Origin of the sequence: Methanofollis formosanus, assembly GCF_019633745.1 — an archaeon.
Taxonomy (GTDB): domain Archaea; phylum Halobacteriota; class Methanomicrobia; order Methanomicrobiales; family Methanofollaceae; genus Methanofollis; species Methanofollis formosanus.
Window position 1 is genome coordinate 1,710,010 of record NZ_CP037968.1, and the last position, 25,271, is coordinate 1,735,280.

Below are 25,271 nucleotides of genomic sequence, written 5' to 3' on the forward strand. Positions count from 1 at the left end.
ACTCTCACACATGCCTGATCCCGGTGTACCCCGAGATCTCCGTATTCGTCGTGCAGAGATCGTCGACCGAGAGGGCGTGGACATCGTCATGACCGGTGAGGCGTGCGAACGTTCTGAGTTCTTCGGTCGAGACCGTGAGGAAGTTCTCAAGCATCCTGGCAGAGATATCCACCCGCAACCGCCCTCGCATCTCCGGGTCCTGGGTGGTCACCCCGACCGGACACTTCCCGGTATTGCAGAGGCGGTACTGCTGGCAGGCGCAGGCCATCAGGGCGGCGGTCCCGATTGCAACGGCGTCGGCTCCCATGGCCAGGGCCTTGGCAAAGTCAGCAGAGATGCGCAGGCCCCCGGTGATCACCAGAGAGACGTCTTCGGCACCGTGGCGGTCGAGAGAGACCCGCGCCCGGTGGAGCGCGAAGGGCGTCGGGACCGAGGTGGTGTCTTTCACAAAGAGCGGCGCGGCCGCCGTCGCGCCTGGCCGCCCGTCGATGGTGACAAAGTCGGGGCCGGCAGGGAGGACCACCGCCAGGTCGTCCTCGATGTGGCCCGCGGCAAGTTTCACCCCGACCGGGCGCCCGCCGGTCGCATTACGCAGATGCTCTATCGTCTCCCTGAGGGTCGCGGTGTCCCTGATCTCCTCGAACCTGGCAGGGCTTGTGATATCGCGCCCTGGCGGAAAACCCCGAATCGCCGCGATCTCGTCGGTCACTTTCTCCGCGGGCAGATGGCCACCCATCCCGGGTTTGGCCGACTGCCCGATCTTGATCTCGACGGCGTCCACCTTCCTGAGATCTTCAGGAGTGGCGGTGTAGTGGTTCGGGACGTACTCAAAGATGTACCGGTACGAAGCCGCCCGCACCTCCTCAAGCATCCCCCCCTCCCCCGAACACATCGCCGTCCCCACAGCGGCGCTTCCTTTCGCCAGGGCACGTTTGAACTCGCGCGAGAGCGCCCCGAAGGACATATGCGTGATGTAGATGGGGGTCTCGATGACCAGCGGATGATCGGCACGCGGGCCGATAACCGTCCCGGTGTTCACCGGTTCGTCCTGGTTGAGAGGAAGTCTTGCCAGTTGTGCACCGAGCACGAGGATCTCGTCCCAGGAGATTACCGGCTTCTGTGTCCGCATCGGCTCGAGGATCGACTCAGCCGTCGCGGCCATCCGACGGATCTCGGCCATATGCACTTCCAGAAGGTCGGCCTCCCGCCGCCATTCTCCGAGATAACCCTCTGCATAGCCGAGGCCATAATGTGACACGGTGATGGAATGGGTGGCACCGCAGACAGGGCAGACGACCGTCTGTTCCACCGTCTTCTTCGGCTCCACCTCGATGATTTTCAGGTGGGAGCGGTCGGAGCGGCATATCGGACACTGCCAGTCATCGGGAAAGGCCGATGGTTCGGTGCCCGGCCTGAGACCGATAGCCGAGTCACCTCTCTCAGAGTCGTACTCGAAGACCTGACAGATATCGCAGCGGTACCTCGCCATGGAGTGTCCCTGCTCTCACGTCCCTGTCTGTTCCTTCTCAGAGCCACGCGAACAATAATAGAGATGTTCAAGCCCCATCTTCTCATAGACCGGGCAACCGCCGCAGATGCACCCCTCCTCTACGGTGATGCACCCGCTCTTCCCGATCGCCGGGAAGCAATAACCACCCTCTTCACCACAGTCCTCAAAACTCGGGCACTGCGTGCAGGTGCAGAGGGAGAGGACCATCTGTTTCTTTTCTTCCATCTCCGTTGCCATGGCAGGTTTCATTGTTCTGAACCCCGAACTGCCATGAATAATCACCATATAATAACATTGTGATCTATTGTCATCTAATCTGGATGAGCCGGCCACATCTTTAAAAAAGGAGAGATTGGACCGGCATCACCCCACCTTCGGCAGGTGCGCGAGCGATTCCCTGATCAACTCGGCCGGGTACTCGTAGTCGGGAAGGCCGCCCGCGAGATAGATGTCGTAACTTGCGAAATCGAAGTTGCCGTGGCCCGAGTTATTGAAGAGGATCACCTTCTCCTCCCCGGTCTTCCGGCACTCGATGGCGGCGTCGATCGCCGCCTTCACGGCGTGGGCCGCCTCGGGAGCGACGACGATCCCCTCCGTCCGGGCGAAGGTGATGGCCGCATCGAAGACCTCGTTCTGGTGGTATGAGACGGCCCGCATCGCCCCGGCGTCGGTGAGGTGGGCGACAAGAGGCGAGACGCCGTGGTACCGCAATCCGCCCGCGTGGATCGCCGGCGGCACGAAGTCGTGGCCGAGCGTGAACATCTTCAGGAGAGGGGTGAGGCCTGCGATGTCGCCGTAGTCATAAGCAAAGAGCCCCTTCGTAAGGGTCGGGCAGGCCGTAGGTTCAACGCCGACGACGTCGGTCTCCGGGTACCTGCCGCGAAGTTTCTCCCCGACAAAGGGAAATGCGAGACCGGCGAAGTTCGAGCCGCCGCCGACACAACCGATGACCGTGTCGGGATAGGTGTCCTCCATCGCGAGTTGTTCCCGCGCCTCAAGGCCGATGACGGTCTGGTGGAGGCAGACATGGTTCAAGACGGAACCGAGGGCATAGTTCGTGTTCGGGTGGTTCACTGCGTCCTCCACCGCCTCAGAGATCGCAATCCCGAGGCTTCCCGGCGTGTCCGGGTAATCGGCAAGGACTTTTCTGCCTGAGGCCGTCCTTTCGCTCGGCGAGGGGAGGCACTCGGCCCCATAGACCTGCATCATACTTTTCCTGTACGGTTTCTGGGTATAGGACGACCTGACCATGTACACGGTGCAGGTCATTCCGAAGAGAGCGGTCGCAAAAGCGAGGGACGAACCCCACTGCCCGGCGCCGGTCTCGGTGGCGATCCGCTCGATCCCCTCCTGCCGGTTGTAGTAGGCCTGGGGCACCGCAGTGTTCGGCTTGTGCGAACCCGGCGGACTGACGCCTTCCCACTTGTAGTAGATCTTCGCCGGCGTCTTGAGGTGCTCTTCGAGGCGTCGCGCCCGGTACAGGGGGCTTGGCCTCCAGAGTCTAAGGATATCCCGCACCTCGTCAGGGATGGGAATCGAACGTTCGGTCGCCATCTCCTGCCTGATCAGCTCGCGGGGAAAGATCGCCGCAAGGTCGTCCGGGGTCACCGGTTTTCCCGTGCCCGGGTGAAGAGGCGGGGCAAGGGGCGCCGGCAGGTCGGCCTGAATGTTGTACCAGGCCTTCGGCATCGCGTCCTCGTCGAGGAGGATCTTGGTGCGCATGCAAAACATTGTAGATGCCCATATATATGCATTGCTGCATTGAAACATACATTGCCGTGGCATCGATTTCCGGAGATTTCAGTATCAAAATATTTGCAAAAAAGAGAATTAAGCCCATTTAATTCAAAATTTGGGATTGATAAAATATATATTATAGAATCCCGATCCTGGGCTTATGAAGCACATAGTCGGAACTCTTCTTCATCTCAAGAACTCTTCACCAGGGTTCTACTATTCTTTCCGCCAGATCGTCAGCCTGTACAAGTATCATCGACTCAACTACTATTATCTGAAAAATAGTCGAGGCCTTCCTAACTGGCCACGCGAAGTAAAGGATACGGTCATCAGAGTACATCCCCCTGCGATCAGAGGTGTCTCAGAGATGAAATTCGACACCGTCCTGGACTCGGGGGCGGCTCAAAGTGGAGACTGGGACATCCCGAAGAAAAAATTTATCGAATCACTCCAGTTCCAGGCAGTCAGATCCCGATATCTTGAAGGGAGATCCTGGGAAGAGACAGAGATATTTCAGACTACTGCAGAAGAACTTGAGCAGGGGCGGGTACGATGGGGATGCTCGACAATAGCAGAACTGAAAAAACGGTTCCTGATGATCGACAAATTGTATGAAACTATAAAAAAAAACGGATATAAGAGCAAAAGAGAGATTATTGCAGAGCACATCAATGACCCCTTCCTGCACTTCGAACCCCTCGACGAGGTCACCGTCAATATCGGGAGAAACGGAGATCTTCTCTTCAATGACGGAGCCCACCGCCTCTCGATCGCCCTGATACTTGGTATCGAAGAGATCCCGGTCAGAATCGTGGGGAGGCATGAGGACTGGCAGGGCCCGTGGATCTGGAAGAACGAGAACTTCCCGGATAGAAATTTCCCCGATGTCCTGAAGAGATCATCACTCCATCATCGCTGACAGGGTGGCAGATCAGATCATCTCGCCTTCCTCCATCAACCGCGCCTGGGGCGCGGCCCCCGGACCCGGAGATGAAGATAGGGCCAAGAAGGCTGAATAAAAGATCCTGATAGATGGGATGCCGCCCACCGCCTATCTTCGCGCGAGGGGTTCGGGGGGGCAAGCCCCCCGTCGAAGAGAACCATCAAGATCATTTTTACAAAGCCTCTGAACCATTATGCCGGGAGAATGGCAACCTCCACAACACCACGCACCGATACCCCGGCTGCCGAAGGGTACTGTACCCCTTCGGTCCAGTAATGAGTCCAGGAGGTGTTCTTGAGACAGAGACGCATGTCTTCATTTCCAAACGTGTGATCCGGGGCAAGGAAGAAGAGACGGGGACCATCTCTGTACGCGGGGGCATAACCGGCCCCGGCACTCCACCAGGTCAGGACTGCCTCGCCCTGTCTGGGAGTGGGCTCATAAAGATTCTCGTATGCCAGTTCGGTCACATAGCCATCAGAAGCAGTCAATCTGACCTCCTCCCCTGGCGCCATCCCCCCGATCAGATCGCAGAGATCAGAGAGCCTCGTCCCCAATACGGCGTCCTCAATCTTGACAAGATTTTTATTCTCATCAGGGTTCCAGAGGTCTTCAGGGTCGAAGGTCGGCCCCTGGAAACGGTACGGGTTGGTCTCGTGTCCCAGAACCTCCAGATGCTTTCCCATCCAGGAGGTGTTCACGGCAGTCTCGCTCACGGTGGTGACCCCATCCCGGGCGTAGCGGACGATCCTGACTTCAGGGGGTGCCGGCGGTTTTTCAAAACCGATCAGATCGATCACGGTGACGCCGCCAAAGATCTGACCGTCCATACCTGCTCCGGTGAGCACAAGAGGGCCGAGGGTTGGATCTCCAGAGAGGATTTCTTCGTCCTTCATGTACGCCAGGAGATAGTCATTGTTCCTGACCAGATCCGTACTGTTCAGGGTAAGTGTAGTGCCGTCTGCGGCCGCAAATCGGACCAGATATCCGGACGCTGCCAGATGGGAACTGAGCATCGGGTGATGAGGCGATTCCTCCCCGTCCACCAGGCCGATATAAAACCAGACCGGGACGCCACTCCAGACAGCTCCGTCGGCATCGGTATATGCTTCCCCGTGACACCGCAGTGCGCTGGCGTACATTCCAGGACCGGTAGACGTCTCCGAGACGCCCTTGAGCGCGAGGTTCCAGGTCTCGGTTGCATCTCCATGCCCGGAAAGACTGTGTACCCTGAGGCGGAGAAGAGCACCGGCTTCATCAGACCCACTGCCCTTCTTCCCATAGAAGACGATGACGTCATCCCCATCTTTGAGAATATGACTGCAAATCCCGTCCTCTGCAGAACTCAGAAGGACCGGTTCACCGTTCACCGTGCAGTTCCATTCCATCCCCTCAGTCTCTCGATAACCGGCGATCTCGCTCACCACCTGCGAGTGAAGACGGGGATTCCAGGACCGGTCCTCGACCGAGAAGATCAAACCCCTCTCAGCTGCAGATGTCGCAAGGGCACCATACAGGCTCATATTGTCGATACAATATCGGATCCCTGAATTGGGGGTACAATAGACAGTGGTGCCGGGAGTGAGATTCACCTGGTCGTCATAGAGCACCTCAGGTTCCGCGTCGGATCCTGCGGGCAAAAGGAGCAGCACGGCACAGATTACTACAGCAAAGAGTGCCATTGATGCAAAAAGAAGATTAAGTGTCTTTCTTTCCATAAAATCATCCTTTGAATTCGGGATATCCAGATCTATTACCTATCACGGCGTATAAATGAAAGGTATTGAACTCTCTCAGGGCCTTAAAAACCCGGCCGCATCGGCAACACCCGCAAGACCACACTGAAGAAAGACAATCCCGAGCACCGCTTCTACGAGCGTCCCTTTAATATGTTCAACCTCTTTTTTCTTCTTCTGGACCGGGGGGTCGAAGTGGATCCGGTGTTCGTACAGTCTCCACCGGTCCGCAAGTCTGGCCATGTTCGCGTTGCTCTCATACGCCTTTCGCCGCTCAGATAACCTGCCGACATCGACAACCTCAGGAGTCCAGAGTTCACGGAGAACCCCGATTTTCAACGCGGCGTCCCCGATCCAGGCAAGTGTTTCGGCTGCATCAGGGAGCGCTGCCATTTCAGTTAATTTCTTCTCCGAGAGCCTGCATCCTCCATTTTTAAAATGAACTGCAATCTCTGAGAAGACATTTCTCGTACTTGGCTGAAAAAAAGCAATGACAAACATTTCATGATTCTTGATCGCATATCCGAGATCCACTTCGATTTCAGGCTGTACCTCTGCCCTGACCGCTATCACCCGGTCAATCATCCGGTCAAGAGAATTGATCCAGTGTTCCCTCTTCCTCCTGAGGTGATGAATATCAGGTGAGAGGGCGTTTTGCTGTTCGAGAAGTCCATCTCGTACGATCTGCAAGTTCTGCTCGACTCCTACCGCATGCCAGTGGAGTGTCCGGTGCATCGAGAATAAGAGAGCGGGATCGGGTTTATTCCTTCGGCCGTAAAAAAGTATAAATATATTTTCTCCCACCTGTGCCTGCCTCAGGGGGACGCGCCCGAAGACTGACCTGCCGTGACGAGATGAGAGGGATGGCTGAAACGGCTTGAAGGCCATGCCGACGCTGAAAACTCCTCATCACGGGGCCGAACAGACGCCCGGTTGAAGATAAGGCCGTGATTGGTCGGACCCACAGACCTTTTCCAGCAGAGGGACTGTGGGTAGCGAAGACGGCCGGACATGGTGCCGGCTTATCTTCAACGGGCACGATGCCGCATCCGCCCGGCCCAGTGGTCAAAACGGCTGAAGACCATGGGCAGAGAAGGGCATGATGCGGGGCCGACCAGGGATTTCGGAAGAGCCCTCTGGGGCGCCACATCGATACAAGATCTCTTTTTATTGAGAATTTATCCCTCCAAGCAGCACTATGTACCCATAACACTTAAATGGAGTATTTTTCCACACAGAATGCCATACAAAGCCAATATTTAGCCCAATTAAGTTATTAATTTCGAATTTGAACCAATCTCTTCCATAACCCTCACGAACAGGATCAATAAACTCATTCTCGCCTCCAGTCGACATCATAGCCCATATCTTCTTATATCATCTTGACCATGCTCAATCGTGGTACCCATGCCAGGAGAAGAGATGGTCAGAGTCACCGCCGAAGAGCTCAGGAACTTCATCACGGCGAAGGCGGTCATCGGGGAACCCCTCGACCTTGGAGATAAGGTCGTCTTTTCAATCGCACGATTTGGATTTGCTTTTGGCGCCGGAGCAGGCCACGGAAAAGAATCCGAGAAAGGCGGAGAAGGAAGGGGAGAAGGAGGCGGAGCAGGAGGAGGAGTCGATCCCATCGCTCTGCTCGTTGTTCATAAGGACGTAAAGGGTCCGGGAGGTGTCCAGCTCTTCCCGGTGACCCGGAAGGGAATGGTTGCAGAGGTGATCGAGACGATCGGGGAGACTATCCCACCGGTGATCGAACAGGTAGCCTCTGTCATCGGAGAGAGAAAGAAGAAAGCAGAGGAACCTGAAGAGGAGTAGACGTCCTGAACCATGGGAGGCAGTGAAATAATCCTCCTCTGCATCCTTCTAGGATGTGTCGGTCTCTTCATGTATTTGATCCTCCTCATGCCGTTGCATATCAGAGGAGCGGGGTCGTTCGAGGGTGGCACATGGGCGATCACCCTCGGCGCAAGGTGGACAGCCGCGGGGATCAGAGTGGACGGGGGGGAGCGATGGACGATGACCTTCCTCCTCAGCCGTACGCCGGTGGCAGAGATCTGCCTGCCGTCGGGTGAAAAAATTCCTGAGATAGAGGAAGAAGAAGCCGAGGAAAAAAGAAGGGTGCCCGACCTGGAGCAGATCAGAGCGGCCGGCCCGATCCTCCGCTATCTGTTCGGATATTTCAGGCAGATCATCGCCCATACCGGTCTGGAAAAGATCTCTCTCAGGTTTCGCGCCGGATTCGGGGACCCGGTTACAACCGGCGAGGTCTTCGGCGTGGTGCAGGCATTGAACGGTGTTCTGTGGCCGACACCGGTACACCTCAGAATGGAACCTCTCTTCGCCGCGGGTGAACCTGCCGGAGAGGGGGAGGTCGCCCTCAGGATCAGACGACCGGTCGTCCTCCTCGTCTCCGCGGCACGCCTGATCATGCAGCCTGAAATGCGCACCGTCATCCAGAAGGCGACACGGAGAAGAGAATGAACGATCTCACCATTGGAGAAGCAGTCGTCGCCGGGGATCGGGCGGTAGTCCCCCTCATGCGAGAGACCGAACTCGCAGGTATGGGAGGGGTGCTCTTCTCAGGACGGCCGGTCGCGCTCATCGTAGCTGAAATCGGAAGTACGGTGCTCTTCCGTCTCGACACCGACGTGCCCCTCGCCGAAGGGATGGTGAGGCAGGCGACGGAACGGGCCTTTGCCGCCCTCAAGAAAAATTAAACCCCAGAATTTTTCGAGACTGCAACGCTCTTTTCAGGTTCGTCGACGGTACCCCCCTCCTCTCTTCATCTTTCCTCTGAACCGAAGAAGAGTTATTTACCGCGTATGTTCAAGTCCGGGTTTCAGGCATTATCCCACAAAAAACTACACAAATAACAATTGATGTGAAAAATCAAATTATATATAACATTAATGCAGACGATCCTGCATGGATATCGACCCATCATGCAAGTTCATGAACCTCGACCGCCCCTTCACCGTCGAGAACCTCGCCGCGTTCCACGGCCATCTCGGCCCGTACATCGTCATCGGATATCGTATCGGCCGGTACGCACGAGAACATTTCTGCACCAACCCCTTCGAACTCAAAGCACGCGTCTTCTGTGCCGGCACGCCACCCGAATCCTGCCTCGCCGACGGCGTCCAGATCGGTAGCGGGTGCACCCTCGGAAAACAGAACATCGAGATCGTCGAGAGCGAACAGATCGCCATCGAGTTCGAGAACGGAGACAGAACGATCCGACTCACGCCGCTATCCTTCGAACTGCCAGACCACCACGACGAAGACGGAGAGCGGGCGATCGAGATCGCCGCCGAAGCGATGTACCACCTCGACAGCCACGACCTCTTCACCGTCGAAGAGCGTTGAACATGGCCGGAGGCAGCATCAACCTCGCCAGGGTCTACACCGCATACGAGGGATCGGACCTCCCGGTACTCAGGGATGTCTCCACATCCGTCGAACCGGGCGAGTTCGTCGTCGTCGGAGGGCCGAACGGTGCCGGCAAGACGACCCTTCTCGAATCGATCAACGGGATGCTCCCGATCACTCACGGTACCGCCACCGTCTGTGGTCTCGACGTCCTCTCCCACGGCTATGCGGTACGTCGGCGAGTCGGCTACGTCATCCAGAACTTCGCCTTCGACCCCCTCGCCCCCTTCACCGTCGGCCACGTCGTGATGATGGGAAGATACGGGCTGCTCGGCTACGGCAGGCAACCCGGCGAAGAGGACCGCCGGGCGGCCGAAGAGGCGTTGCACCTCCTCGGGATCGAAGACCTCGAAGAGCGGTCGATCGGCAAACTCTCCGGCGGCCAGCAGCAGAAGGTGCTCATCGCCCAGAACCTCGCAAAAAAACCCGACATCCTCCTCCTCGACGAACCCTTCTCCAACCTCGACCTCTGCACCCGCGACTTCATCTCAGAGATCCTCACCGGCACCGCCGACGCCGGATGCACCATCGTCATGGTCTCCCACGCCTTCGACGCCCTTCCTGCACGAGAGATCAGGGTCCTCGTCATGAACGACGGCCGGCTCACTTTCGACACCCGCTGTCCGGGCGAGGAGGTCGAGGAGAGAGTCCGCACCCACTCGGGTGATCCCCATGCTTGAGTTTCTCATCCAGAACAACATCGTTTGCCACGCCGTCGAGGCGATGCTCTTCGCCTCGATCGCCTGTAGCGTCCTCGGCGTGATCATCACCCAGTTGAACATCTCCTCCATCGGCTTCACCATGACGCACGCCGCCTTCGCCGGTGCGGCCGCCGGGATCTTCTTCGGCCTCGAAGGAACGGCCGCCGCCATCCTTGCAAGCCTCACCATCGCCACCATCCTCGGCCCCCTCTCGGAAAAGGCGAGGATGTCGACCGACACCATCCTGGGGGTCCTCTTCGGGATGATGATGGCCGTCGCGGTTTTCTTCATCTCGTACATGCAGTACCTCGGTTCAGGCCTTAATGCGAGCGCCCTCCTCTTCGGCAACGTCACCTCCCTGTACCGGGAGGAGATCTATGCCCTCGCCCTCATCTCCCTTGTCGCCGTCCTCTTTGTGGCGGTCTTCTTCAAGGAGATCACCGCGATCATCTTCGATCGCAAGATCGCCGAAGCGGCCGGGATCAGAGTGCGGCCCATCTACTATGCGCTCCTCTTCATGATCGCGATCTCGGTCTCCCTCTCCCTCAACATCATCGGCGGCCTCCTCCTCTATGTCTGGCTCGTCACCCCGGCCGCGATCGCCTACCAGTTCTGCACCACCGTACGCGGCCTCTTTCTCTCCGCCCCTCTTATCGCGGGGAGCGTGAGCGTCGTCGGGGCATGGACCGGCCTCCAGTACTCCCTCCCGGTCGGCCCCCTCACTGCCGTCGTCTTCAGCGCGCTCTTCCTGGTGGCCGTGCTGCTCTCTCCGAAACGACGGGTCCCCAGGGGGACCGGAGGACCCTCTTCAGACAAATCGAATATTCATCCACACAAATTAACAAAATTTATAAATTTATTCACACATGATCTGGTCAATGACAGGAAATAATTGGACCACATTCCTGGTGGTCGCCCTTTTTGTTTTTTGCGCCCTTCTGACACCTTCCGCAGCGGCACTGGACGTCGTCGCAACGACCAGCGTCCTCGCTGACCCCTTCCAGGCGATTGGCGGGGAGCATGTGGAGGCCATCGCAGTCGCCGACCCGGCTATCTGCCCCCATATGCAAGGGGACATCATCGACAACCGCATCCAGATGCAGAAAGATTTCATCGCATCGGCGGACCTCTTCGTCGCCCACGACTCCTCGATGGACAAACCGGTGGTGATGCCAGCGATCGAGAAGTTCATCGACGCCAACGACTACGGCACGGTCGACTGGACCGTGGTGGAGACCGAATACTGGAACACCCCCGAGAATGCGAAAGTTCTTGCCGCGGAGGTCAGGTCCATCCTCGCCGAGGTCGACCCGGAGAACGCAACCGCCTACGAGGCGAACTACGAGAGTTACTGTGAGGCGATCGACGCCACCGACCTTACCGAAGAGGAAGCGGCCCGGATCAACGGTCAGGATGTCATCGTGATGGCCTGGCAAAAGAACCCGGTCGAAAACTGGCTCGGCCTCAACGTCGTCGCCGTCTTCGGCCCCGAGTTCTACATGGAAGGAAAGTTCACCCCGGCAAAGGTCGTCGACGACATCAACGCGGATCCGGAGAAATACCAGAACGTGAAGTACGTCATCGAGAACATGCAGTCGGGCGAGATGGCAAAAGGGATCGAGGAAGCCCTCCACGACCAGGGGATCAGGGCCGAGCGCGTCATCTTCACCAACTTCCCGATGTCGATCACAGACGTCAAGTCCATTCCCGACGTCCTCGTCCACAACAAAGAGGCCATCACCCCGCCCGACCGGCCCATGACAATCGTCGCCACGACCAGCGTCATCTCCGATCCCTTCCAAGCGATCGGCGGGGAGCATGTGGAGGCCATCGCAGTCGCCGACCCCACCATCTGTCCCCACATGCAGGGCGACATCATCGACAGTCGCATCCAGATGCAGAAAGATCTCATCGCATCGGCAGATCTCTTCGTCGCCCACGACTCCTCGATGGACAAGCCGGTAGTCATGCCGGCGATCGAGAAGTTCATGGACGCCAACGACTACGGCACCGTCGGCTGGACGGTGATGGAAGTACAGGACTGGAACACGCCTGAAAAGGCGATACTCTTTGCAAAGAACGTGAGAGACATCCTCTCCAACGCACAGCCCTGGCATGCCGACGAGTTCGAGGAAAACTTCCAGACCTACTGCGATGCGATCGACGAGGCCGACATCGCCGCAAGCGAGCGGGAACGGATCGAAGGGCAGGACGTCGTCGTGATGGCCTGGCAGAAGGACCCGACGGAGAACTGGCTCGGCCTCAACGTCGTCGCCGTCTTCGGCCCCGAGTTCTATATGCAGGGGAAGTTCACCCCGGCGAAGATCGTCGACGACATCAACGCAAACCCGGAGAAATACCTGAACGTGAAATACGTCATCGAGAACATGCAGTCAGGCGAGATGGCAAAAGGGATCGAGGAGGCCCTCAACGACCAGGGGGTCCAGGCCGAGCGCGTCATCTTCACCAACTTCCCGATGTCAATCGCAGGCGTCGAGTCTATTCCCGACGTCCTTGCACACAACAAAGAAGCTGTGATGGCACCCGCACGGAAGTACTCCGAATCCGACGATGACTGGGAGGCTCCCGCCGCCCAGCTCGGCGCTGGCGAAGAGAACGAGTTCTGCTTCGAGGGGTGTGCCGTCAGCAGGATCGCCCTCATCCCTGAAGGAGCGATCGGATCGCTTATCCTCACGGCAAAAGAGGTGGCCTCTCTCCCAGGAGAGATCGAGCCACCGGAGAACACCACCTACCGCTACCTCGCCATCACCCCCAGTTCAGAGAGCGTACAGGAAAACTGCGAGGCCTGGATCGAGTTCTCGGTCGGCGAGTCCTGGCTCACGGAAAAGGGGATCGAACCCTTGGACATCGTGATGATACACTATCATGACGGCGCCTGGCAGATCCTGGACACCGAATACCTCGGCACCACCAACGGTGTGGCCATCTACCGCGCCCGGTGCACCGGGTTCTCGTACTTCGCGATCACCGTGCTGCCGGGCGGCGCAACGTTTGCGGAGACCACAGCCTCCCACCAGACGATAGAGACAAACGAGAGCACGGAATCCAACTCAATCGTTACCACCACAAAACCGCAGGCACAGGCGGCCGTCCCGACAGAGACCACGGCCTCGTCGACGGCGGCACCCCCCCAGACCACCCCGCAGCAGTCCCCGATCGGGCCTGTATTCTTCTTCGCCCTGGCGGCAGTGGTCTTCGGCCTGATGCGACGGATTTAATCCCCCTCTTTTTCCCACCAGATGTGCGCCGCACGCGAACGCTCACGCAGCACCAGACCGTCCCCCTCTCTGACAAGCCACCGCCCCAGTGCTTCGCGCACCACCTCTTCCTCTCCTGCACCGGCCACCCCGAACTTCGGCGCATAATGGGCAACCGCCTCCTCGAGATCCCTGAAATATTCTTCCTGGATGAGTGGCATCTGGACCAGGTTCGGATGGTACTCCATCTGCCAGAGGAGGTTGAAGACCACGTCTGCCTTCGGAACCGGGCTATACGGCGCCCCATGGAGGGGAGGCCAGATCTCAAGATAGTGTCGTTCCCACCCCGGGAGATCGGCAAACCAGAAGAGGTGTATCGAGCCCGAGGCGACGGCGTCCATCTTCTCGAGGCTCGCCGCCAGGTTTTCCATCGCAAGAGAGAACGAGGCGACGACAAGGTCGTACGGTCCCTCCAGATCGCACGCGGGATCGACCGCCTCCCACCGCTTCTGCACCGCCCGTATATTCCTGCAGTCCCTGACCCTCGCCTTTTCTTCCAGGACCGACATCATCCCTGCAGCAGGTTCCACGGCGGTGACCGACTGCACCTCCCGTGCGAGAGGGAGCGCGAGGGTGCCGGGGCCGGCACCGATATCGAGGACCGATAGTCGCGGCATCAGGGGGAGGCGGGCCAGCGTCGCCGCTACCCGGTCGGTCGGCACCCTGTACTCTGCCGCCACCTTCTTTTCCTCCCAGAGATCTTTGCCAGTCCTGAAACCAGGGACCGCACGATTCGCCCGCACCCTGTCCGCCCAGACCTGGTTCCAGTCTGTATTCGCAACCTTCATGGATGAAAATAGCTTTGAAAAGGCAAAAAAATAGTTCGAGTTCTCCCAGGATCCACAGAGAGGAACAAGACTCATATGCAGGACCGGACAATCATTCTCCGGTGACGCTGTCTATGGACAAGACTGGTGTTGCAATGATTGTCGTGGGGTTGGTCCTGATTGCCGCCGGCATCTACGGGATCACCCTCCTCACCCCTGAAGTGGTGACCTTCCTGATCGGGCTCATCGAACTTGCCATCGTGATCATCGGCCTCGGAATCCTTGTGGTCGGCGCGATCATGGCAAAAGAGTGACTGCAATCCCGGAGAACCGACAGCGGGCCCTCATACCCCTGTCCTTCTTCTCCCGGAGAACGAGGAGATGAAATTTTTTCTGGGTTTATCTTTTGGATCTGTAGAATTGAGCATGAAGCGAAAGCACGCCTCAAGCATACCGAATGAAAATCTTTCATAGCAGATCTTCGGGATGATTATCATAGAGGTCATCCCAAAACTCTCCGGTCTTGATAGGTGAGTGGAAGACGTTCCTGAAGTACGGCTTCGTTCAAGAGATTGGTGCCGCCCCACCCCAATCTTCGTCGTGGGGATCCGGGGGCAGCGCCCCCGGAGCGATTGATGTTGAAGGCGTGGTGATCAGGGCGGCACATCCGATCAGCACACTATCTCAAGCATAGGCGCCGGTGGGAGCGTCTCCGGCGTGAAGATGTGGGAAGACGAAGGGTTCGGTTCACAGGGCGTTGAAATGATGAAAAGAGGATGATTTCTACAGAGCCAAAAAATTATTTCTCGTTCTCCTTCGCCTTCTTCCACGAATAAAAGATCACCGCACCGGCGATCACCGCAACGACAAGAACAAGCACAACCGCTGTTGTCGGGAAAGACGTTGTTTCCCCTTCTCCTGGAGCAGGAAGCGTGCTCGAGACTCCGATCATGGCCGTCGATGAGTAAGTGTTCCCGTCGACATCCTTATACTCGATGACCAGGGGGATCTCGGTGGCATTCTCCACCCTGAAAGTGACGTCGAAGTTCGCAAGGTCGTCGGGATCGAGGGACGCAACCGGATAGACGCGGTTCGGGTCCACAGGCATTGCCGGTGCACCCGTGGTGATCACCACCGCCTTCGCCACCTCGAGGCCGGCGTTGGTTACATCGCCACTCGCCCGGTAGTGCCCTCCCTCCGTCGTCACTTCGACACCGGAAACGACGATCTCGGCACGCTTCTTGTCCTCAGAGAAGACGATCGGGAGAGGAACCTCGATGCTTCGCTGGTTGTCGCCGTTCCGGTAACGGAGCGTGAAGATCAGATCGGTCTCTTCGGCGGGAGTGATGTTGAAAGCGACCTCCCCGGCCTGATCGGGTTCAAGAGCCCCGATGAAGGCGCTCGTCGGTGTGACCTCAAGGTTCTGACCTGATGGGACGACCGAGACGCCGTTGATGGGGCCGGGACGCGGGTTGCTCACCGAAACCCGCACGATCTCCTTTTTGTCCTTGACAAAGGAATCGGGCCTGGAGATGACGGAGAAACGCGGCTCGGTCCCGTCCACTTTCACCGGGACAGGATACCTGAGCGAACCTGCATCCCTGAAGTCGAGGACAAAGACCGGGTAAAAGATCCCTTCACGCAGAGAGGCCTTCACCCTGAAGGTGAAAGTGGCCTCGTTCCCGGGCCCGATGGCCCCGAACGTCTGGTACGGGCTGTCAAGGACCGCCACGTTCTTGTCGGTATACAACCGGGCGCTGCTGATCGGAACACTCTGGTTGGCGGTGTTCTTTATCGTCACCGAGACCGTCGCCTCGTCGCCGGGCATCAGAACGGTCGGATCGGTCTGGGTCCCGAGGACCGTCACCCTCGCTGCATTCTCCTCACCGTCGACCGCTGCCGCAGCTGCCGGGAGGAGGAGCAGGAAGACCGCGAAGCATATCCACAGCGTCCGCATTTAGAGAACTCCCAGCGCACTTATCTGAAAGATGATATATATGCCCACCGGCACCCCGACGGTGATGGCGGCGTTGCGGAGGGTGAGGGAGCGTGCATACCGCATCCCGAAGATCCAGATGTTCGCGGCCCAGAGCATGAAGAGGATCCCGAGAATAGAAGAGATCATCGTCATCGGCGAACTGGCGATCACCTGATTCAATGCCTCCGCTCCCGCCGGAGTGGTCAGATCGACCTGTGGGAACACAAAAGACGGAGCATAATAGATGATGGCCAGGGACGAGAGCAGGTACCCGACGACCAGCGGGAGATATCCATAGCCCACCGCTTCAAAACTCTTCTTTATATCGCCGCTGCCCTTGAAAACCAGGGAGAGTAGATAAAAAACGATCACGAACACGATATAGAAGATAATCGTGGAGAAAAACGCTGCGACTACCGCAATAGCCATGACAATCCCGAGATATGACTGCGCCTCCGGGGGAAGAAGCGGCCCGGTCATCCCGGCTACCACATATGCTCCAGGCGCCGCAGCAAGTCCGGCCAGCAGGACAAACAGCAAGGGGAACTTCAGTCCTGCCTCATGCCCCTCCCGCTCCCTGAAGAAGGTATCAGGGTTGAGGAGGAGGTCGACAATCCAGTGACTCATGGTGATCTCTGGAACATCCATGCCATATAAATGAGAGGGGCCTATTCTTCAAGCGCCAGGAGGATTGCCTTCCTGAAGACGATCTCCGGGACGACACACCCCGCTCGTGCATCGGGGTCATAGGTGATCTCCGGTCGGCCCAGTTCTTCCATCCTCGACGGCCCGGTGCAGTAGGCCGCGGCCCCGGCAACTTCGTCGATCAGATCCTGCAAGGGGATCCCGTTGAAGAAGACCGCGGAAATAGTACCTAGACACTCTTCCACCCGCAGTTCCACACCGATATCATTCTCCTCAAGGAGCGGACGCATCTCCTGTAAGACCGCTCCCAGGGATCGCCCGGTGTCGATAGTGCGATACTGACACTCAACCCCTCCGCCCCGACGCCAGAGGACGACAAACCGGTCTTTCGTCAGGCCACCTCCCGGTTCTGCATCTGCATATCCCACACCATCGAGAGCAGGCCATATCAACCTGCGCCTGAGAAACCATCAGGTCAACCCCGCTTTCTCAGGAAGGCCTGTACCTTCTCAGACTCGATCCATCCCTGGTCGAGACGGTCGATGATCGCATCGATGATCCTGGCCTGCTCAAAGATCCGCTCCGCATCCTCTTCGGTGCAGTTGAGATCGGCAAGCCCGACGATCACGGAGAGAGGATTTCGGATCTCGTCGCCAAGAGCCGCAAACTGGAGGATGTTCCGCTCGATCTGAGTATATGCTTCTTCACGAGCCTGTTCCATCTCCCGGCGCTCGGTGACGTCACGCACCACCCCCTGGACCCCGGCCATCTCACCCTCGACCATGATCGGTGCGGCATTGATCTCAAGGTGCCTGGGAGTCCTGTCCTTCGCATGGAGGCAGACCGCAACACCCTCCACCGCCCGGCCATTTTTCAGGGCATCAATTACTTCATCCGATATTTTCTGCCAGTTATTATCGAGACCAACGAGGTAGGACTTCCCGACGAATTCCTCCGGATCGTAGCCGGTGACTCTCCTGAACGAGGGAGAGAGATAGGTATACCGTCCTTCGGCGTCGGTGGTGAAGATAATGTCGAAACTGCGTTCTGCAATCCCACGGAACATCTCCTCGCTTTTTCTCAGGGCATTTTCGGTCTTTTTTCTCACCCGGATCGTATATCCAAGATACAAGACCAGGAGAAGAAGGATTACAAGGGCGACGAGCACCACGGTCAGGACGTCCCGTTCGATCTCGATAGATGATGTCGGGGCATGGATCATCACGCTCCCTGCCGGGAGGTCTGACTCCTGAAGCCCGAAGCGTTGCAATTGGTGATAATCAAAGGTGTACACTCCCTGAAGATCCTTTTTGACCGGAACCGTCGAGGCCGACTCCCCTTCAAGAATCCCCAGTGCCATTTCCCCGGCCGCCGTCCCCTGGTCCTTTCCCGACGTGAGGCGACCGCCGACGAGGCCGTCGCCCAGGTAGACGTCCCAGACCCCATAGACCGGGACCGGAGAGGCGGCCGAAACCGCGGTGATCACCTCGGTATGATCATACGAGGTGCCGTCAGGATCCTGATAATAGGTCATCAGGAGGACGACGGTGTCAGGCGGGAGGACTGAGATCTCGCCCATGACCTCATCGAAACTCCGTCCTTCCGATGAGACGATCTCCAGACGACCTCGATAAATATCTGCCGCCCGCTCGACCACCTTCCAATTGGAAAGACCGGTCTCAGAACGGTCGTTGACGACATAGACTCTCCGCACGTCCGGGTCGAGAGCGAGGGCGGCATCGATGGTGCCGACGACGTCGTAGGCCTCGACGATCCCGGTGCAGTCCTCCCAGTCATCGAGGTACGAGTCTTCGAAATAGTTCACACCACAGAAGACGACCGGGACACCCGGAAAGAGGTCGTCATGGTACTCGCGCAGAAAACGGAAGGCATACTCATCGGAGCAGATGATCAGATCAAAAGAGATCGCCGCATACTTGACCCTGAAGAGATCGGCCATCCCCTCCACATACCCCGGCGAGTTCACCCGCGGCATGTCCATATACTCGATATACAGGTTGACGCCCTCTCCCGGATCGTCCAGGACCGAACGCACCCCGTCTGTCACATCGTCGCTCCAGGAGAGACCGTCATAATAGGAATGAAGAAGCAGGACATTCTGCTGATCGTCGGGGACAAACGCTCCGACCGCAGTAAAAGAAGTGAAGATGAGAAGAACAAAAATAAAAACCCGGAGGAATCCCTTCCAGGCGCCCCCGCCACCGCCGGAACCGGGCCTTCCTCTCATCTTCCTGGGCACCGCCTCGGACTAATTCGTATTCTTCCAGAGTCTGATCCGGTGCATCGCCTCTTTCAAGGTCTCAAGCGATGCGGCATAGCTGACCCGCATCCACCCCGGCGCGTTGAAGGCGGTGCCCGGCGTCGCGGCGACATGCGCCTCGTTGAGCCACTCGCGGGCGATGGCCATGTCGTCGCCCTCCACCTTCACAAAGGCGTAGAAAGCGCCGTCGGGCGGGGCAACCGTGTAGCCCATCGAACCGAACTCGTCAAGCATGTACATCCGGCGCCGCTCGAACTCCTGCCGCATCGCCTCAACACAGGACTGGTCGCCGGTGAGGGCCGCCACCCCGCCCCACATCACGAAGGTGGTCGGGTGAGAGACCGAGTGCTGCTGGACCTTGACCATCTGGCGGAGGACCGGCAGCGGTGCCACCGCATAGCCGAGCCGCCACCCCGTCATCGCATAGGCCTTGGAGAAGCCGTTGATGGTGATCGTTCGCTCGGCCATGTCGCCGATGGACGCAAGGGAGTGGTGTTCCCTGCCATAGACGAGTTTCTCGTAGATCTCGTCTGAGAGAGCGAGAAGGTCGTAATCCTCGCAGAGGTCGGCGACGAGTTTCAGCGAGGCATTCGAGAGGACGGTCCCGGCCGGGTTGGAGGGCGAGTTGACCACGATCATCCTGGTCTTCTGCCCCACCCGCTCCAGGATCGAGTCGTCGATCTGGAAGTCGGGCTCGTCCATCAGGTGGTGGACGACCCGAGCGCCGGCCATCTGGACACAGGGTTCGTAACTGACCCAGGCGGGATCAGGAAGGATCACCTCGTCGCCGGGGTTGAGACAGGCCTGCATCACCTCGTAAATGGCACTCTTGGCCCCGCAGGTGGCGATGACCTGCTCGGGGCCGCAGGGGATCCGGTTCTCGGTCCAGCACTTCTCGGCCACCGCGTGCAGAAGTTCGGGGATGCCGTTGGAAGGGGCATAATGGGTTTCGCCCCTCTTCATGGCGTCACAGCAGGCCTGCACGATGTGTTCCGGAGTATCGAAATCCGGTTCGCCGATGGAGAGGGATATGACGTCTATCCCCTCTCTCTTCATCCGCTTGGCGGCGTCCGATATCTCGATCGTCGCCGACGGGGCGACGGCACCGACCTTCTCAGAGAGGGCTCTCATCCTAATCTCTGCACCATCTTGACGGCCGACTCGACCGCACGCTTTGCATAGTCGATCCGCTCGTTGGCCTCGAGTCTGGTCATGCCGGGCCCGGAGATCCCGAGGGCCACGGGCTTGTTGTACTCGAGGGAGAGGTCGATGATCTTGCGGGCGGCGTGCTGGACCACGATCTCGTCGTGCTGCGTCGCACCCTCGATGACGCAGCCGACGGTCACGACGGCGTCGACCTTCCCGTCTTCCAGCATCTTCTTGATCGCAAGGGGCATGTCGTAGGCGCCAGGCACGTAGAAGCACTCGGTCACCTCTGCGCCCAGGAACTTTGCGTGCTCCCGGCCCTCGATCTCCATCATATAGGTGATGTCGCGGTTGAACTCCGCCACGACGAAGCCAAGTTTGATTGTCATGGTGATCTCCTCGATTGATTCTTTTTCCGGTCGTCTATTATTCCTGCCGGTCTACTGCCTGGCCGGGCCGACGTCCTCGAAGCCCTGCCGCTGCCCGGTGCCGGCCATCCTGGTCAGCACGTCGGGGCGGAGGACGAGGTTCACGGCGTTCACGGCATGTTCCCGTGTCCGCCGTTCGGCAAGCCAGGCAAGTTCCCGTTCGTCCCTGGCCTCGTCCTCGTGGACGAAGACCTCGATGATGTGGTGGTTGGTCATCAGTTGAGCGAGCATCAAGCCCTGGGAGGCTTCGTGGGCGCAGAGTTTGTCCTTCTCCTGCCCGCCCGGCATCCCGAGGGCGATGACGATGTCGCAGCCCCGCTCTTCGATGAGTATCTTGCAGGCCACCGGGAGGTCCTTGAACCCGGGGACCGTAGAGCGTTCGATCGCCACGCTGGCGTGCCGCTTCAGCTCGTCGACGGCGATCGCGCCCATGTTGACGCGTGCAAAGGTGGTGTCGGCAACCCCGACCTTCATGGGTTCAGCACCTCTGCCGCGGCCTCGACACCGTCACCCACACCGGCGACGCCGGCCTTGCGGAGTGCGTGCTGGACTGCGGCGAGGGTGGCGAGGATCTCCGGGGCGCTGACCGCACCCATCGAACCGATGCGGAAGATCTTGCCCTTGAGGTGGTCCTGCCCGCCGGCGATCTCGATGCCCATCTTCTTGACGGTGCCGCGCACATCGGCGTCGGCGACGCCTTCGGGCATCCGCACCGCGGTGACGGTGTTCGAATAGGCCGAGTGTTCGTCGAGCTGCGGGAACATCTCGAGCCCCCAGGCGGCGACGGCGGCGCGGACCGAAGCCGACATCCTGTGGTGCCTGGCGACCCTGGCTTCCATACCTTCTTCCTTGATCATCATCAGGGACTCGTGGAGCCCGAGGAAGAGCGGCACGGCCGGGGTGTACGGGGTCTGCATCGGCTCCTTGTGGGCGCTCTTCCGGTACGACGCAAGGTCGAGATAGTACGGCCGATCTTCGACGATCCGGTCCCATGCCCGGTCTGAGACCGCAACAGCAGCAAGGCCTGCCGGTGCGGCGAGGCACTTCTGCGATCCGACGATCGCGACGTCGACTCCCCACTCGTCGGCGAGGACTTCGTCGCCGCCGACCGAGGTGACGCCGTCCATCACAAAGAGGGCGTCATGCTTGCGGGCAAGCCGTCCGACTTCCTTCGCCGGGTTGAGGATACCGGCGGAGGTCTCGTTGTGGACCATCGTCACCATCTCGGCGCCGTTCTCAAGGGCTTCCTCGAGGGCGGCGAGGTCGACCGGGGTTCCCCACTCAGAGGCGATCCCGGTTGCATCGCCGTTGCGTGATGCAATCTCGTAGAGACGGTCGCCAAACTTTCCGTTGACCAGCGAGGCGATCTTCTTGCCCTTCCCGAAGTTGGAGATCGCGGCGTCCATGCCGGCGGTGCCCGACCCACTGAGGATAAAGACCTCGTTCTCCGTCCCAAAGCACGTTTTCAGAACTTCGACGCTTTCGGTATACGCGGCGCCGAACTCGGGACCGCGGTGGTTGATGGCCTGACGCATCATGGCCTGGAGCACCCGTTCAGGGAGCGGGACCGGGCCCGGCAGCATCAGGAGTCGTACGTCTTCCATAGGTACAGGTTTGATTCGCCGTACGTGGCAATGTAGGTTGCCCCCGACAGGGACCGGGAGAAGGCATAACCGTCCCGCACCCCTATCTTGGATGAAGACGTAGAGGTATCACCATGCCAGATGTTGCGGTCATCACCGGATCGGCCTCGGACAGCGCAATCGCCGAGAAGGCCACGCATATACTCGCCGAATATGGGATCACCTATGACGTTCAGGTGATCTCGGCCCATCGGGATCCCGAGCGCCTGGACGAGTATGTGAAGGCCTCCGATGCGAAGGTCTTCATCTGCATCGCGGGCATGTCGGCGGCCCTCCCCGGCGTCGTCGCGTCGAAGACGAAGAAGCCGGTGATCGGGGTGCCGGTCTCGGGCAAACTGCTCGGCGGCCTCGATGCTCTGCTCTCGGTGGTGCAGATGCCCAGGGGCGTGCCGGTCGCGTGTGTCGCCGTGGACGGCGGCGAGAACGCCGCCCATCTTGCGGCACGGATCCTGGGCGTGACGTGAGGGATAAGAGCCGGGGGAGAGATCCCGGCGCGACCTTTCTTTCAGGACTTTTTGCATCAGACATGAAACTCTGACTCAAGCATACGTGATTGACCATTGTTCGGAGAAACTCTCTCAATCGCGACAGGGCACTCGGAGGACACCGCTCAACTGCCGCCCCCTATCCTCACGCGAGACGACAGGACAGATCCTACGATGGGGGGACGGCACGGTTGATCATCACGCCGTCCCGCCGCCATGACCCCGAAGATTGAACCGGGACGGGAGGGAGCGGGGCGATCTTTTTTCGGCGGGAGCACACCGCCCCGTGCCGCCCCCATCCTATCCTCTCGCGAGATGGCAGAACAGACTCAATGATCGGGGGCGGCATGGTCTGATCGTCACGCTGTCTCGCGAGAGGATAGGAGCGCTCGACTCTTCCATCACAGAAGTGCAGCAGACACGAACACCATCCCTCACCGTCCTCACCCCCCCTCTCGCGAAACAGTGATAGGGGGCGGCCCTTCTGATCGTTATGCCATCCCATCGTCATGACCCCGAAGATTGGAGCGGGACGGGGAAGATCACACCACCCCATGCCGTCCCCCGCACTATCTTTTCGCGAGACGGCGGAAAAGATCCGGTGATCGGGGACGGCACACCTGATCTTCATACTCCCTGTCGTCACGACCCCGAAGATAAAACCGGAACGAGGGAAGGGCATGCCTTCTCGCCGCCCCCGCCCTATCTTCTCGCGAAACTGCAGAACAGGTCCGGTGATGGGGGGACGGGATGTTCAGATCGTCACACCGTCCTGTCAGCATGACCCCGAAGATAGAACCTGGATGGGAGCGGGCCGATCCATTCTCAGCGGGATCACCGACGTGCCGTCCCACACCCTATCCTCTCGCGAGACGGCAGGACAGATCGGGTGATAAGGGGCGGCACATCGATCACCGAACCGGACCTTTCCCTCCGGCCGTTCCGTTTCCGCCTCAGTCCCTCGGCTGGAGGAGGTTGACGATCTTTTGCGCGACCCCGTCGGCCTTCTTCACCGCCCTCACATCGGTCATGATCTCACCCGGTGCATAGGCTTTCCCGCAGACATGGCCGAGGTACGAGAAGTGGTGGGTGTTCAGGAACCCCTCGATCGTCTCGAGCGAACGTTCACAGCCGCGGTCGGCGCAGACGGTCACCGCCACCGCGCTCCGTCCCGCGAGTTTTCGGTCATGGAAGAGCGAGTACGTGCGGTCGATGAAATTCTTCATCTGGCCGTTGACGTCATAGTAATAGGTCGGCGACCCGAGGACGACCACCTCGGCCTCAAGCATCTTCCGGGCAAGGTCGGCCCAGTCGTCGCCCTCGACGACACACCATTTTGTTTCCTTGCACTGCTCGCACCCGGTGCAGGGCTTGATCGTCCTGCCCGTAAAAGAGACGAATTCGGTCTCGATACCGGTTGCCTGGACCTTTGCGAGGATGTACCTGACAAGCTGGGCGGTGTTCCCGTCCTTTCTCATGCTCCCTGAGATGCCGAGGACCTTCATACATTGAGATGGCATCCACCCATATTGGTCTTTCTGATCCTCGGATCAAGCCTGATCGCGGTAAAGGCGTCGGCAACTTCAGTGAACGGCTCGTCAGGGCGGTAGAAGAGATGAGAAAAGCACCGGCAGTCGCTGCACCCGAACCCTTCGACCGCTTCGCCCCCGATCGCGGCGGCAAGTCCGCACTCGAGGTCATCGTCGGTCGCTGCGCACACCGCTCCCCTGAGGACGAAGGCGCCTGAGAGGAGAAGGCGGTCGACGTGCCAGCGCGGCCGTCGATCCTTATCCGCTGCGAGGTGGACGTGGCGACCTACCCTGGCCCCAAGCCCACCAGGCCCCTGGGCCGACCCGACATAGAGGTGCCACCCCTCCCTGAACGCCACCTCGCCGAGGGCTCCGATCCCGAGGGTGACGGCCCGGTTCTGGAAGACCAGGCAATAGATCCCTCTCATCAACTGCCCCGGAGAGCGAGAGCCGACGCCCTGACATGCCGCCCGCCCCCTTCCCGCACCGGTTCGCCATGGCCGGGGTACAGTCCTTCCACCTCCAGGGCCGCAAGCCGCTCGACCGACCTGCTCAACGCGACGCGGTCGCCGCCGGGGAAGTCGTAGCGCCCAAAGGACCCGCCGGGAAAGACGGTGTCCCCGCAGAAGAGGGCCTTCTCCTCTTGATGGTACAGCGAGATCCCGCCCGGCGTGTGGCCTGGGGTGTGGATGATCTCGAGGTCGCCGATCCGGTCGCCGTCCTCGAGCAGACGGTCGGGGGCGATCCCGGGAGGCCGGGCCACGAAGAGCGGGGCAAGACTCGGACCGTCGTCGACGAGCCCCCTGACATCGAGAGCATGGACGCAGACCCCGGCATGGCAGAGGTCTCTGAGCTCTTTCAGGTGGGCGGTGTGGTCGTAGTGCGTATGGGTGAGCACGATTGCGGTGATCTCTTCTGCATAGGGCGCGACGGCCATGGGGAAGACCCCGGCGTCGATGAGCACCTCGCCGCAGATGTAACTGTTCGCGAGGAATCCCTCTCCTGGCAACCAGACGACTGGCATGCAGAATA

Annotated in this window: 27 protein-coding genes; 10 read left to right on the forward strand and 17 right to left on the reverse strand. The window is 59.2% G+C overall.

Features of this window, described 5'->3' with window-relative positions; translation table 11 throughout:
• Nucleotides 1-4 precede the first annotated feature (4 nt).
• From E2N92_RS07755 to E2N92_RS07765, 3 genes are all read right to left on the reverse strand, one after another.
• Nucleotides 5-1,489: a glutamate synthase-related protein gene (locus E2N92_RS07755; RefSeq protein ID WP_220680624.1), complete on the reverse strand. Its 1,485-nt coding sequence runs from the start codon at nucleotides 1,487-1,489 to the stop codon at nucleotides 5-7.
• 15 nt (nucleotides 1,490-1,504) lie between these two features.
• Nucleotides 1,505-1,735: a DUF2769 domain-containing protein gene (locus E2N92_RS07760; protein WP_246589147.1), complete on the reverse strand. Its 231-nt coding sequence runs from the start codon at nucleotides 1,733-1,735 to the stop codon at nucleotides 1,505-1,507.
• Between the two features lie 138 nt (nucleotides 1,736-1,873).
• Entirely contained in the window at nucleotides 1,874-3,232 is a 1,359-nt protein-coding gene (locus tag E2N92_RS07765) for a TrpB-like pyridoxal phosphate-dependent enzyme (RefSeq protein WP_220680625.1), read from the reverse strand.
• A 175-nt stretch (nucleotides 3,233-3,407) separates the two neighbouring features.
• On the opposite strand from E2N92_RS07765, the gene E2N92_RS07770 reads away from it, so the two are divergent.
• Nucleotides 3,408-4,166, forward strand: a complete 759-nt coding sequence (locus E2N92_RS07770) for a ParB N-terminal domain-containing protein (RefSeq protein WP_220680626.1) — start codon at nucleotides 3,408-3,410, stop codon at nucleotides 4,164-4,166.
• A 215-nt stretch (nucleotides 4,167-4,381) separates the two neighbouring features.
• Here E2N92_RS07770 and E2N92_RS07775 read toward each other — a convergent pair whose 3' ends face one another.
• Together E2N92_RS07775 and E2N92_RS07780 are read right to left on the reverse strand one after the other, a co-directional pair.
• Complete coding sequence (locus E2N92_RS07775; protein ID WP_220680627.1) at nucleotides 4,382-5,872, reverse strand: hypothetical protein; 1,491 nt, start codon at nucleotides 5,870-5,872, stop codon at nucleotides 4,382-4,384.
• A gap of 111 nt (nucleotides 5,873-5,983) precedes the next feature.
• Nucleotides 5,984-6,814: a ribonuclease III domain-containing protein gene (locus tag E2N92_RS07780; protein ID WP_220680628.1), complete on the reverse strand. Its 831-nt coding sequence runs from the start codon at nucleotides 6,812-6,814 to the stop codon at nucleotides 5,984-5,986.
• A gap of 534 nt (nucleotides 6,815-7,348) precedes the next feature.
• Between E2N92_RS07780 and E2N92_RS07785 the strand changes: the two genes are divergently transcribed.
• The 7 genes from E2N92_RS07785 to E2N92_RS07815 all read left to right on the forward strand — a co-directional run bounded on the left by E2N92_RS07785 (nucleotide 7,349) and on the right by E2N92_RS07815 (nucleotide 13,298).
• Entirely contained in the window at nucleotides 7,349-7,744 is a 396-nt protein-coding gene (locus tag E2N92_RS07785; RefSeq protein ID WP_220680629.1) for a spore germination protein GerW family protein, read from the forward strand.
• A gap of 69 nt (nucleotides 7,745-7,813) precedes the next feature.
• Nucleotides 7,814-8,410 carry a DUF2953 domain-containing protein gene (locus tag E2N92_RS07790; RefSeq protein WP_220680630.1) on the forward strand — a complete coding sequence of 199 codons (597 nt, stop codon included), beginning with the start codon at nucleotides 7,814-7,816 and terminating at the stop codon, nucleotides 8,408-8,410.
• The gene (locus tag E2N92_RS07795) at nucleotides 8,407-8,646 is read left to right on the forward strand and encodes a hypothetical protein (RefSeq protein ID WP_220680631.1); all 240 of its coding nucleotides are present in this window, start codon (nucleotides 8,407-8,409) and stop codon (nucleotides 8,644-8,646) included. The genes E2N92_RS07790 and E2N92_RS07795 overlap by 4 nt, the downstream gene beginning before the upstream one ends.
• 208 nt (nucleotides 8,647-8,854) lie before the next feature.
• A complete protein-coding gene (locus E2N92_RS07800) occupies nucleotides 8,855-9,295 on the forward strand; it encodes a formylmethanofuran dehydrogenase subunit E family protein (RefSeq protein WP_220680632.1) in 441 nt (146 codons plus the stop codon).
• Nucleotides 9,296-9,297: 2 nt separating this feature from the next.
• On the forward strand, nucleotides 9,298-10,038 hold the full coding sequence (locus E2N92_RS07805; protein WP_220680633.1) for a metal ABC transporter ATP-binding protein: 741 nt from the start codon (nucleotides 9,298-9,300) through the stop codon (nucleotides 10,036-10,038).
• Nucleotides 10,031-10,951, forward strand: a complete 921-nt coding sequence (locus E2N92_RS07810) for a metal ABC transporter permease (protein ID WP_220680634.1) — start codon at nucleotides 10,031-10,033, stop codon at nucleotides 10,949-10,951. The genes E2N92_RS07805 and E2N92_RS07810 overlap by 8 nt, the downstream gene beginning before the upstream one ends.
• On the forward strand, nucleotides 10,938-13,298 hold the full coding sequence (locus E2N92_RS07815; protein ID WP_220680635.1) for a metal ABC transporter solute-binding protein, Zn/Mn family: 2,361 nt from the start codon (nucleotides 10,938-10,940) through the stop codon (nucleotides 13,296-13,298). The genes E2N92_RS07810 and E2N92_RS07815 overlap by 14 nt, the downstream gene beginning before the upstream one ends.
• Here E2N92_RS07815 and E2N92_RS07820 read toward each other — a convergent pair.
• Nucleotides 13,295-14,125 carry a class I SAM-dependent DNA methyltransferase gene (locus E2N92_RS07820; RefSeq protein WP_220680636.1) on the reverse strand — a complete coding sequence of 277 codons (831 nt, stop codon included), beginning with the start codon at nucleotides 14,123-14,125 and terminating at the stop codon, nucleotides 13,295-13,297. The genes E2N92_RS07815 and E2N92_RS07820 overlap by 4 nt on opposite strands.
• 113 nt (nucleotides 14,126-14,238) lie before the next feature.
• On the opposite strand from E2N92_RS07820, the gene E2N92_RS07825 reads away from it, so the two are divergent.
• A complete protein-coding gene (locus E2N92_RS07825) occupies nucleotides 14,239-14,418 on the forward strand; it encodes a hypothetical protein (protein ID WP_220680637.1) in 180 nt (59 codons plus the stop codon).
• A 485-nt stretch (nucleotides 14,419-14,903) separates the two neighbouring features.
• Here the strand turns inward: E2N92_RS07825 and E2N92_RS07830 are convergent, their stop codons facing one another.
• The 8 genes from E2N92_RS07830 to E2N92_RS07865 are packed head-to-tail and all read right to left on the reverse strand — an operon-like array spanning nucleotide 14,904 to nucleotide 22,186.
• A complete protein-coding gene (locus E2N92_RS07830; protein ID WP_220680638.1) occupies nucleotides 14,904-16,061 on the reverse strand; it encodes a COG1361 S-layer family protein in 1,158 nt (385 codons plus the stop codon).
• On the reverse strand, nucleotides 16,062-16,709 hold the full coding sequence (locus tag E2N92_RS07835) for a Yip1 family protein (protein ID WP_220680639.1): 648 nt from the start codon (nucleotides 16,707-16,709) through the stop codon (nucleotides 16,062-16,064).
• Between the two features lie 41 nt (nucleotides 16,710-16,750).
• Nucleotides 16,751-17,155 (reverse strand): hypothetical protein, encoded by a 405-nt coding sequence (locus E2N92_RS07840; RefSeq protein WP_220680640.1) that lies wholly within the window; start codon nucleotides 17,153-17,155, stop codon nucleotides 16,751-16,753.
• A gap of 47 nt (nucleotides 17,156-17,202) precedes the next feature.
• Nucleotides 17,203-18,975, reverse strand: a complete 1,773-nt coding sequence (locus E2N92_RS07845; RefSeq protein WP_220680641.1) for a PAS domain S-box protein — start codon at nucleotides 18,973-18,975, stop codon at nucleotides 17,203-17,205.
• 21 nt (nucleotides 18,976-18,996) lie between these two features.
• The gene (locus E2N92_RS07850; RefSeq protein ID WP_220680642.1) at nucleotides 18,997-20,139 is read right to left on the reverse strand and encodes a pyridoxal phosphate-dependent aminotransferase; all 1,143 of its coding nucleotides are present in this window, start codon (nucleotides 20,137-20,139) and stop codon (nucleotides 18,997-18,999) included.
• Nucleotides 20,136-20,543, reverse strand: a complete 408-nt coding sequence (gene ribH / locus E2N92_RS07855; RefSeq protein WP_220680643.1) for a 6,7-dimethyl-8-ribityllumazine synthase — start codon at nucleotides 20,541-20,543, stop codon at nucleotides 20,136-20,138. Before ribH ends, E2N92_RS07850 begins: the two co-directional genes overlap by 4 nt.
• A gap of 51 nt (nucleotides 20,544-20,594) precedes the next feature.
• Nucleotides 20,595-21,056 (reverse strand): riboflavin synthase, encoded by a 462-nt coding sequence (ribC, locus tag E2N92_RS07860; protein WP_220680644.1) that lies wholly within the window; start codon nucleotides 21,054-21,056, stop codon nucleotides 20,595-20,597.
• A complete protein-coding gene (locus tag E2N92_RS07865) occupies nucleotides 21,053-22,186 on the reverse strand; it encodes a pyridoxal-phosphate-dependent aminotransferase family protein (protein WP_220680645.1) in 1,134 nt (377 codons plus the stop codon). The genes ribC and E2N92_RS07865 overlap by 4 nt, the downstream gene beginning before the upstream one ends.
• Before the next feature lie 113 nt (nucleotides 22,187-22,299).
• Between E2N92_RS07865 and purE the strand changes: the two genes are divergently transcribed.
• Nucleotides 22,300-22,689 carry a 5-(carboxyamino)imidazole ribonucleotide mutase gene (gene purE / locus E2N92_RS07870; protein ID WP_220680646.1) on the forward strand — a complete coding sequence of 130 codons (390 nt, stop codon included), beginning with the start codon at nucleotides 22,300-22,302 and terminating at the stop codon, nucleotides 22,687-22,689.
• 974 nt (nucleotides 22,690-23,663) lie between these two features.
• Here the strand turns inward: purE and E2N92_RS07875 are convergent.
• The 3 genes from E2N92_RS07875 to E2N92_RS07885 are packed head-to-tail and all read right to left on the reverse strand — an operon-like array spanning nucleotide 23,664 to nucleotide 25,263.
• Nucleotides 23,664-24,215, reverse strand: a complete 552-nt coding sequence (locus E2N92_RS07875) for a flavodoxin family protein (RefSeq protein ID WP_220680647.1) — start codon at nucleotides 24,213-24,215, stop codon at nucleotides 23,664-23,666.
• Nucleotides 24,212-24,667: a GIY-YIG nuclease family protein gene (locus E2N92_RS07880; protein ID WP_220680648.1), complete on the reverse strand. Its 456-nt coding sequence runs from the start codon at nucleotides 24,665-24,667 to the stop codon at nucleotides 24,212-24,214. The genes E2N92_RS07875 and E2N92_RS07880 overlap by 4 nt, the downstream gene beginning before the upstream one ends.
• Nucleotides 24,667-25,263, reverse strand: a complete 597-nt coding sequence (locus E2N92_RS07885; protein WP_220680649.1) for an MBL fold metallo-hydrolase — start codon at nucleotides 25,261-25,263, stop codon at nucleotides 24,667-24,669. The genes E2N92_RS07880 and E2N92_RS07885 overlap by 1 nt, the downstream gene beginning before the upstream one ends.
• Between the last annotated feature and the right edge of the window lie 8 nt (nucleotides 25,264-25,271).

Coding starts and splice junctions, on each gene's coding strand:
- E2N92_RS07755 (WP_220680624.1), bottom strand. CDS start 1,489: ATGGCGAGGTACCGCTGCGATATCTGTCAGGTCTTCGAGTACGACTCT.
- E2N92_RS07760 (WP_246589147.1), bottom strand. CDS start 1,735: ATGGAAGAAAAGAAACAGATGGTCCTCTCCCTCTGCACCTGCACGCAG.
- E2N92_RS07765 (WP_220680625.1), bottom strand. CDS start 3,232: ATGCGCACCAAGATCCTCCTCGACGAGGACGCGATGCCGAAGGCCTGG.
- E2N92_RS07770 (WP_220680626.1), top strand. CDS start 3,408: ATGAAGCACATAGTCGGAACTCTTCTTCATCTCAAGAACTCTTCACCA.
- E2N92_RS07775 (WP_220680627.1), bottom strand. CDS start 5,872: ATGGCACTCTTTGCTGTAGTAATCTGTGCCGTGCTGCTCCTTTTGCCC.
- E2N92_RS07780 (WP_220680628.1), bottom strand. CDS start 6,814: ATGGCCTTCAAGCCGTTTCAGCCATCCCTCTCATCTCGTCACGGCAGG.
- E2N92_RS07785 (WP_220680629.1), top strand. CDS start 7,349: ATGGTCAGAGTCACCGCCGAAGAGCTCAGGAACTTCATCACGGCGAAG.
- E2N92_RS07790 (WP_220680630.1), top strand. CDS start 7,814: ATGTATTTGATCCTCCTCATGCCGTTGCATATCAGAGGAGCGGGGTCG.
- E2N92_RS07795 (WP_220680631.1), top strand. CDS start 8,407: ATGAACGATCTCACCATTGGAGAAGCAGTCGTCGCCGGGGATCGGGCG.
- E2N92_RS07800 (WP_220680632.1), top strand. CDS start 8,855: ATGGATATCGACCCATCATGCAAGTTCATGAACCTCGACCGCCCCTTC.
- E2N92_RS07805 (WP_220680633.1), top strand. CDS start 9,298: ATGGCCGGAGGCAGCATCAACCTCGCCAGGGTCTACACCGCATACGAG.
- E2N92_RS07810 (WP_220680634.1), top strand. CDS start 10,031: ATGCTTGAGTTTCTCATCCAGAACAACATCGTTTGCCACGCCGTCGAG.
- E2N92_RS07815 (WP_220680635.1), top strand. CDS start 10,938: ATGACAGGAAATAATTGGACCACATTCCTGGTGGTCGCCCTTTTTGTT.
- E2N92_RS07820 (WP_220680636.1), bottom strand. CDS start 14,125: ATGAAGGTTGCGAATACAGACTGGAACCAGGTCTGGGCGGACAGGGTG.
- E2N92_RS07825 (WP_220680637.1), top strand. CDS start 14,239: ATGGACAAGACTGGTGTTGCAATGATTGTCGTGGGGTTGGTCCTGATT.
- E2N92_RS07830 (WP_220680638.1), bottom strand. CDS start 16,061: ATGCGGACGCTGTGGATATGCTTCGCGGTCTTCCTGCTCCTCCTCCCG.
- E2N92_RS07835 (WP_220680639.1), bottom strand. CDS start 16,709: ATGAGTCACTGGATTGTCGACCTCCTCCTCAACCCTGATACCTTCTTC.
- E2N92_RS07845 (WP_220680641.1), bottom strand. CDS start 18,975: ATGAGAGGAAGGCCCGGTTCCGGCGGTGGCGGGGGCGCCTGGAAGGGA.
- E2N92_RS07850 (WP_220680642.1), bottom strand. CDS start 20,139: ATGAGAGCCCTCTCTGAGAAGGTCGGTGCCGTCGCCCCGTCGGCGACG.
- ribH (WP_220680643.1), bottom strand. CDS start 20,543: ATGACAATCAAACTTGGCTTCGTCGTGGCGGAGTTCAACCGCGACATC.
- ribC (WP_220680644.1), bottom strand. CDS start 21,056: ATGAAGGTCGGGGTTGCCGACACCACCTTTGCACGCGTCAACATGGGC.
- E2N92_RS07865 (WP_220680645.1), bottom strand. CDS start 22,186: ATGGAAGACGTACGACTCCTGATGCTGCCGGGCCCGGTCCCGCTCCCT.
- purE (WP_220680646.1), top strand. CDS start 22,300: ATGCCAGATGTTGCGGTCATCACCGGATCGGCCTCGGACAGCGCAATC.
- E2N92_RS07875 (WP_220680647.1), bottom strand. CDS start 24,215: ATGAAGGTCCTCGGCATCTCAGGGAGCATGAGAAAGGACGGGAACACC.
- E2N92_RS07880 (WP_220680648.1), bottom strand. CDS start 24,667: ATGAGAGGGATCTATTGCCTGGTCTTCCAGAACCGGGCCGTCACCCTC.
- E2N92_RS07885 (WP_220680649.1), bottom strand. CDS start 25,263: ATGCCAGTCGTCTGGTTGCCAGGAGAGGGATTCCTCGCGAACAGTTAC.